9 protein-coding genes and 1 pseudogene are annotated in these 7,457 nt (G+C 62.8%); 3 read left to right on the forward strand and 7 right to left on the reverse strand.

Annotated elements, in window-relative coordinates:
- Window positions 1-207: 207 nt before the first annotated feature.
- The 5 genes from DRF71_RS19080 to DRF71_RS29500 form a co-directional block, all read right to left on the reverse strand.
- Window positions 208-1,668: an MmgE/PrpD family protein gene (locus DRF71_RS19080; RefSeq protein WP_112312076.1), complete on the reverse strand. Its 1,461-nt coding sequence runs from the start codon at window positions 1,666-1,668 to the stop codon at window positions 208-210.
- Between the two features lie 3 nt (window positions 1,669-1,671).
- Window positions 1,672-2,346, reverse strand: a complete 675-nt coding sequence (locus DRF71_RS19085) for an amino acid ABC transporter permease (RefSeq protein ID WP_112312077.1) — start codon at window positions 2,344-2,346, stop codon at window positions 1,672-1,674.
- A 2-nt stretch (window positions 2,347-2,348) separates the two neighbouring features.
- A complete protein-coding gene (locus DRF71_RS19090) occupies window positions 2,349-3,149 on the reverse strand; it encodes an amino acid ABC transporter ATP-binding protein (RefSeq protein WP_112312078.1) in 801 nt (266 codons plus the stop codon).
- A 1-nt stretch (window position 3,150) separates the two neighbouring features.
- Window positions 3,151-3,459 (reverse strand): substrate-binding periplasmic protein, encoded by a 309-nt coding sequence (locus DRF71_RS29495; RefSeq protein WP_157971165.1) that lies wholly within the window; start codon window positions 3,457-3,459, stop codon window positions 3,151-3,153.
- Between the two features lie 63 nt (window positions 3,460-3,522).
- Window positions 3,523-3,951 carry a transporter substrate-binding domain-containing protein gene (locus DRF71_RS29500; RefSeq protein WP_112312080.1) on the reverse strand — a complete coding sequence of 143 codons (429 nt, stop codon included), beginning with the start codon at window positions 3,949-3,951 and terminating at the stop codon, window positions 3,523-3,525.
- Window positions 3,952-4,058: 107 nt separating this feature from the next.
- Here DRF71_RS29500 and DRF71_RS19105 point away from each other — a divergent pair, with 107 nt between their 5' ends.
- Complete coding sequence (locus DRF71_RS19105; protein ID WP_198672275.1) at window positions 4,059-4,973, forward strand: LysR family transcriptional regulator; 915 nt, start codon at window positions 4,059-4,061, stop codon at window positions 4,971-4,973.
- Between the two features lie 109 nt (window positions 4,974-5,082).
- Here DRF71_RS19105 and DRF71_RS19110 read toward each other — a convergent pair whose 3' ends face one another.
- The gene (locus tag DRF71_RS19110) at window positions 5,083-5,463 is read right to left on the reverse strand and encodes a hypothetical protein (protein ID WP_112312082.1); all 381 of its coding nucleotides are present in this window, start codon (window positions 5,461-5,463) and stop codon (window positions 5,083-5,085) included.
- Window positions 5,464-5,486: 23 nt separating this feature from the next.
- On the opposite strand from DRF71_RS19110, the pseudogene DRF71_RS28750 reads away from it, so the two are divergent.
- A pseudogene (locus DRF71_RS28750) lies at window positions 5,487-5,961 on the forward strand (IS5/IS1182 family transposase); the annotation flags it as partial.
- 41 nt (window positions 5,962-6,002) lie between these two features.
- Here DRF71_RS28750 and DRF71_RS19115 read toward each other — a convergent pair.
- Window positions 6,003-6,905 (reverse strand): LysR family transcriptional regulator, encoded by a 903-nt coding sequence (locus DRF71_RS19115; protein ID WP_112312083.1) that lies wholly within the window; start codon window positions 6,903-6,905, stop codon window positions 6,003-6,005.
- Between the two features lie 95 nt (window positions 6,906-7,000).
- On the opposite strand from DRF71_RS19115, the gene DRF71_RS19120 reads away from it, so the two are divergent.
- The coding region (locus DRF71_RS19120; RefSeq protein ID WP_157971168.1) for an SDR family NAD(P)-dependent oxidoreductase at window positions 7,001-7,457 on the forward strand (457 nt) is incomplete at its 3' end.

The raw sequence follows: 7,457 nt of genomic DNA on the forward strand, positions 1-7,457 counted from the left end.
ATTGGCCGCTGCTGCCGGCCAGATGGCGATCCGGTCCGGGTTGCCCTCTGCGCCAGAACAGGAAAGGCTGCGTCAGCTGCGCCATCGGTCTGGGCGCGGCAGATGCCGGAGCCCGGACTGGCCTGTCTCCGCACCTGTCATTCCCGGCCCGACAGAGCCACCCGGGGCCGGCCCGTCGTGGGGGAGCGGCCCCGCTGCGCCATTTCCCTAACTCCGCGCTGAAGCATTTGCTCTCCGGGACCGATAGTCCCGGAACAGTGCAGAGAGCGCCTTGCGAAGATCGGTTTCGGTCTCGGGGCGCCGCAAGGCCGCTTCAAGCTCTCCCGAAAGATCCAGCCCTGCCTGATCAAGCAGCAGCCCGACTTTTTGCCAGATCGCCCCGGGCGGGAGCGGCCTTCTGCTCCCGCCAAGCGGGCACTCAACCATCGCCGATATTCTCCGCCCATCGGTCTGGCAGATTTCAACCCTTGCCGAGGGGCGTCTGAGGCTTCCTTTCATCGCCGCATCCATCGCCGGATCGGTTTCGAAGGACAGCAGCGACACGAAGTGGCGAATTTTTTCATCGCTGAGCGCCTGGTCATCGAACCAGGGCGCGCCGGCTGTGCGCCCTGTTGCGATACAGCCCAGCAAATGCGGCAGGCTGAACTGCGCATCAATCGCATTGGCCGGCGGGAAATGTCCCATCTTCGCCCCCACATCCGCAAAGGAGTGAATGATGATCCTCTCGATGCGCGCGGGTTCCCTGACCGATTTGCGCCAGGCGATCTCGAACGCCTCCAGAGCGGGCGCAATCCAGCGGCAGGCGGGATAGGTCTTGAACGCGCCCTCGGCGGCCAGCCATTCGGTCCCGAGGGTCGCGGTCATTTGCACGGGATCGAAGCGATCCGAGCCCACCATGCGCCAATAGCCCTGAGGTCCGTCGAAAACCCTCTGCGGGCCATGAACGCCATGCAGAGCCAGCTCTACCCCCTGGACGCCGGCCTGGGCGGCCGGGGCGACGAAATCCTTCAGGGTGATGATCGGGCGATGAGACCAGTTATACTTATGCAGGCTTGGTATCGCGGTCAGGCTGGCGGCAAGGCCGATGGCATTCTCCATCTCTTCCGCCGGCAGGCCGCGCAACCTTGCATAGGTAATGGCCGCGCCGACCGACTGATGCTGGCCTATGCCATAGACCTCATGGAAGCGTTCCGCGCTTGGCTGCACCGAAAGGATCAGGCGGTTGTTCACCTCTGCACCGATGATGATCGCCGCAAGAAATGCCTCGCCGGTGACCGGACTGTCCCCAAGCGCAGCAAGCGCCGCCGCCACCAGCGAGGCACCGGGATGCCCCATGCCCTTGCCATCGCGTTCAAACCCGTCATCGAAATCGAGCGCATTGGCCGCAAATGCATTGCTCAGCGCCGCGAGCATCGGCGAGGTCGTCGCATTGCTGCCGATCACCGGCGCGCCGGCGCCGGGGTTTCCATGGGCCAGAGCAAACCGGCGCAGCTCTGCCGCGATGGGAAGTGCCGCCCCTGCGGCTGCGCAGGCCAGGGTATCGGCGATATGCTGGCGCCAGATCTCCCGCACGGGTTCGGGGATATCGCCAGGGCCTGCACTGGCTGCGAAGGCAGCGATCCGCCCGGTCACATCAGAGGATGAAAAGGGCACAAGGTCTTCCGCCATGGCTCAGCGCCTGAAATAGCGTCTGTAGACGCGTCGCTCGATCGCACCGGCAACCAGGGATAGCGGCATGATGGTGAAGATGAAGAAAAGCGCAACAAAGGTCAGGATCTCTAGCGGCCGGAACGTATGCGTGCTGAGCCTTTGCCCCTCATAAAGAATCTCGCCGACAGCAATATAGCTGCCCAGAACCGAGTTCTTGATCGCCATAATGCACTGACCGGTAAAGGGCGGCATGATGCGCAGGAAGGCCAGCGGAATGATGATCCGTTTCAGGATCAGGAGGCGCGACATACCGACCGAATGGGCGGCCTCGATCAGGCCCCGGTCCACCGCCTGGACCCCCGAGCGGAAGATCTCGGCGAAATAAACCCCGGAATAGAGCGAAATCGCCACCACAGAGGTCCAGTATCCGGGCAGGGTCAGGCCGGTCAGGATCGGCAGGCAGTAATAGCTCCAGACCACCAGCACAAGCGGCGGCGCAGAGCGAAAGACCTCGATGATGGCCGTTGCGGGCCAGCGCAGGATCGCATGGTCCGACATCCGCAGCGGCGTCAGCAACATGCCGATCACGATCCCCAGGACCACCGAGAGGCCAACGATGCGCATGGTCGTCAGAACGCCCTGCCAGAGCATCCCGCGATATTCCCACAGGATGCCGAAATTCCAGTCATAGTCCATGATCAGCTTCCCTCGGACATCGCGGCCTCACCGCGCAGCCCGGCAAAGAACGAGGCGGCAATCGGGTTTTGCGATTCCAGCATCACCTCACGCGGCGGCCCGGCTTCGATCAGCCTGCCCTCATGCAAAAGCATCACCCGGTCACAGACATCGCGGGCGAAAGCCATTTCATGGGTGACGACAAGCATGGTGGTTCCCGCTTCGGCCAGATCGCGCATCACGCGCAAGACCTCGGCGACCAGCTCGGGATCAAGCGACGAGGTCGGCTCGTCGAACAACATCAGCTTCGGGCGCATCGCCAGCGCGCGGGCGATGGCAACCCGCTGCTGCTGACCGCCGGACAGGCGGATCGGATATTGATCTGCCTTGTGCTCCATGCCGACATCGCGCAAGAGCCGCATCGCCCCGGCGCGGGCCTCTTCCTGCGACAGGCCAAGAACCCTGACCGGCCCCTCGATCACATTTTCGATCACGGTCATATGGGGCCAGAGATTGAAATTCTGGAACACCATCGCCATCTGGCGGCGCTGTCTGGCCAGAACCCCGGCGGGATGCGGGCGGCGCCGGGCCTGGCTGCTGTCAACACCGACCTCTTCATTCTCCAGAAGGATCCGCCCCGAATTCGGGATCTCAAGGAAGTTGAGGCAGCGCAGCAGCGTCGATTTCCCCGAGCCGCTGCGCCCCAGCAGGCCAACGACCTGCCGGGGGAAGACGTCGAAGGAAATGCCTTTCAGCACCTCGACCGGGCCATAGGATTTCTTCAGATCCTGAATCGACAGGATCGGGCTTTGAGGGCCGGCCATCTCAGCCGGCCACGGTCGTATAGCGCGCCCAGATTTCATCCATGGCACCGCTGGCCACGAGTTTCTGCAATTCTGCATCCAGCCAGTCATGCAGCTTTTGATCGGTCGATTTGCGCAGCCCGATATTGGTCGGCTGCCGTTCCACCGGCTGGGGAATGATCATGGTGCCACGCCCGCGATTGTTCAGATAGTCGGCGATCTGCGCATCCGAGGTCACCAGGGCATCCGCCCGGCCGCTTTCCAGTTCCAGAAACATCGCATCGCTCGACGGCACGATCACCCAATTGGTATCGGGAAGTCTGGGCTGCAAAATGCGCGCGGCCCCCGATCCGTCGATCACCGCAAGGCGGATATCCGGGGTGTTGATGGCCTCTCAGGTTCCAAGACTTTCGGCATTGCCTTTCAGCGTCAGGATCGAAAGCTGCAAGCCGCCGATCTCATCAGTGAAATCGATCGCCGCGGCGCGTTCCGGTGTCTCATTATAGGCGCCCATCAGGTCAAACCGCTGCGATTGCAGACCGGCCACCGCCGTGCCCCATTGGGTCTCGACATATTCCACATGGATGCCTTGCGGTTCGAAAATGGCGGTCAGGATATCGGGGACAAGGCCGCTCCACTCGCCGGTCGAGAAATCGCGCTCAAACCAGGGCATGGCTTCGACGGCACCGGCGCGAATGCGCTTCTCTGCCATCATGCGGTCAAATTCCGTGCTGTCACCGGCAAGGCTCAGCGTCGGCACAATTGCAGCTGCAGCGCTGCTGATCAGCAGGGATCTCCGGGAAATGCTCAGGGTCGTGGTCATTTGGCTCTCCGTTGGACAGTTTATTGGTTTTATCGCTTGACTATGCGGTTGCAGAATTCATGCTGTCTAATGCTTTGTTTTGCGAAACCTATAGCCACGGGGAATGCATGGACCGCCGGGAGATCGAGGTTTTCGTGACCGTGATGCAGCTTGGATCCGTCTCTGGTGCGGCGCGGGCGCTGAACATGGCACAGCCCTCGGTCTCCAAGGCGATTGCACTGATCGAGCGCAGGCACGGGATGGCGCTTTTCGAGCGCAGGCGGGGCCGGCTGGTGGCCACGGGGGCGGCGCAGCAACTGGTGGGCGAGGCCACGAGGATCTATGAGGAACTTGCCCGTTTCGACCGTCAGATTGATGCGATCCGGCAGCTGCGGCCGAATGTGGTGCGGGTGGCCTCGACCCCGTCTCTGTCGCTGTCGCTGCTGCCGCTGATCGTCAGCCGGCATCGCAAAATGATGCGGTCTCAGGGCTTTATCCTCGATATGCATCCGAACCATGATATCGCCGCCGCTGTTGCGCGGCGGCAATATGATATCGGGCTTATGGTTCATGCGGGCGCAGAGCCACCCCCTGATACGCTGACCATCAGGCGCGGCCGCATCGTCTGTGTCTTTCAGGAGGCGGATCCGCTGGCCCGGTTTGCAGAGGTTTCACCGGCACAGCTTGAAAATCGTGACCTGATCGCGATCACCACCGATCTGGGGATCGTTTCGATGCTTGCCGGCAATGTCCCCGTCTTCAACAGCCGCTTTGCGCGCGGATTTGAGACCAACCGCTACAATATTGCCATCAACCTCGTGCGTCAGGGGCTTGGGGTCACGCTGGTTGATGAATTCACCATGTTCGGCCAGGAGGGCCGGGGGCTGTGCTGGCGGCCATTATCGCCCGCGCTGGAAGTCTCGCTGCTGGTTGCCCTGCCGGATATCCGCTCGCTGCGCCCCGAAGTCGCGCAGATCCTCGACATCATCAAAGCGGTGCCTTTCCCGGGTTCCGATCTGACGCCGGCCGCCGAAAACGGCTGACGGCAGGGTGCGGATCCAGGCGGGCCGCATAGTGGTCAGGGCCAGAGCCTTGCAAAACCCGCCTCCGGCTGCCGCGCCCCCCAGACGATACCGGCGCGGAAATTGGCAGTCACCGCGTCTTCCGGCATCGGATCATCCCCGGGCGGGACACGCATTGCCGGCGGGAAAGCTTGCGGCGGCTGCCATCCAGCAGGGGCAGGCCGATCCCTGCGGGCGCGATCCATGTCCCGCTGATATCCGGATCAATCAGGGCATTGCGGCGCATCGCAAGACCGGCGCCGGCGGCGCGGATCCTGTCAGATGCGCAGGTGGCGATGCGGACTTCGCCTGTCGCCAGCGCGGCGGCGAAAGCACAGGCCGCGTTGAACCGGGCATGGACCACCGGATTTGGGCGATCTGGGATGAAACCGGCACCCGAGATGTGGTGAGCCATACCGGCGTTGCGCCCGAGACGCTTCAGATTGTCGATATCGGGCAGGTCGAGCGCCATTGGCCCGGGCGAGACCTGTGAGGGTGATTCGGCCCCATCATCCTTCGGCAGGCGCAAAAAGGAGGCTGCTGACAAGAGGCTCCTGGCCGTTCGGGAGGAGGGTTCCCGACCAGGGGCCTTCGTCAACGCCGCAGGTCCCCCGATGGCGACCGCGATCACGCCGGGGCAGGATTGCGACTATACCGGCGACGATCTGGTGATGGCCGACACTCTGCCACAGCCCATCGTTATGGGCGCCGACATGGGCTGTGTTCTGATAGAATCAGAGAAGACATGAGAGACACAAACCCTGTCGATGACACCGATGCGCAAGATCCGAAAGGGTCGCAAGGGGGGCGACATGACCATCTCCATCCTGAGAAATAGGGCTGAACGCGGCTTCAGCAAGCTCAGGAACAGCCGTCGGCTGGCAAGCCGATACGACGAGAGCGCAGGCCGTTTCCCGGTTTCGTTGCAATCGACTGTATCAGGATATGGCTCTGCCATTTGTCACCATGACCCGCACGGGATGGCCTGGATGGGGCCCCGCAACCAGGCGATCAGCGGCAGATACGCCTTTTCAGCAGATCCTCCATCCAGTCCGCAAAGGCGGTCAGGCGGCGCGGCATGCGGGGGGCTCCGGGAAACAGCAGGGTCATGGGCATCGGAGCCGGCCGGTAATCGGGCATGACCTCGACCAGCTCGTGCCGTGTCAGATGATTTGCAACATCATAGGCCGGAATCTGGATCAGCCCCAATCCTGCCAGCGCGCAGGCGATATAGCCCTCGGCACTGTTGGCACTGACGCGCCAGGGGACAGCGGAGCTGCGCAGCCGCCCGCCCTCCTGCCATTCCCAGTCCGCGACACGACCGGTCGAGGGCGAGGCATAGGCGATCTGCAGATGTTTGCCGATATCCGCCGGGGTGAGGGGCGTGCCGTGCCGGGCCAGATAGGCCGGGCTTGCCACATTGATCTGGGCGATCTCGCCAATGCGCCGTGCCTTCAGGCCGGAATCGGCCAGCGGCCCGATCCGCAGAGCAAGGTCCACCCTTTCGCCCAGCAGATCGACTGCGCGATCGGTCATCCCCAACTCCACCCGGATCGCAGGCCAGAGCGTCAGGAATTCCGGAAGGGCAGGCGCCACGATCAGCCGACCGATCCGACCGGGCAGATCGACCCGGATACGGCCTTCGACCCTGTGGCTGGCGCTGCGGAACATCGCCTCCATCTCCTCGCCCTCGGCCAGCCAGGAAAGACAGCGCTCGTAGAATTCTTCACCCTCATCGGTGGGCGCGACCACGCGTGTAGTGCGGTTCAGAAGCCGCACGCCCAGCCTTGCCTCGATATCCGCGATTGCAGTCGAGACGCTGGAACGCGGCATCTGCAGCGTGTCGGCCGCGCGGGTGAAACTGCGCGCCTCAACGACACGGGTGAAGATGCGATAAAGCGTGATCTGATCCATTGTTCGTTCTGTGCGACAGGTGAGGTCAGAATGGAAGGATTTATTCGATCTGATCTGAACACATATCAAGGCCCTGTCAAAGAGGAGCCGTTGATATGACCAGTAGAACCATTGCCGGGAAGACCATCCTGATTGCGGGTGGGGCCAAGAACCTTGGCGGGCTGCTCGCGCGGGACTTTGCATCCCTCGGCGCAAAGGCCATCGTGATCCACTATAACAGTGCGGCAAGCGCGAAGGATGCCGAGGCAACCCTGGCCGCCGTCAGGGCGGCGGGCAGCGAGGCCGTTGCGATCCAGGCCGATCTGACCACCGCGGGCGCGGTGGAGCGGCTCTTTGCAGAGGCTGTTGCCGCCGTCGGGCGCCCCGATATTGCGATCAACACCGTGGGTAAAGTGCTGAAAAAGCCGATCGCCGCGATCTCGGAAGCCGAATATGACGAGATGAGCGCGGTGAACGCCAAAGCGGCTTTCTTCTTCCTGAAAGAGGCGGGCAAGGCCGTGAATGATAACGGGTCGATCTGCACCCTCGTGACGTCGCTGCTGGGTGCCTATA

It is taken from the genome of Pseudogemmobacter bohemicus, from assembly GCF_003290025.1.
In the GTDB taxonomy this organism is placed as follows: Bacteria; Pseudomonadota; Alphaproteobacteria; order Rhodobacterales; family Rhodobacteraceae; genus Pseudogemmobacter; species Pseudogemmobacter bohemicus.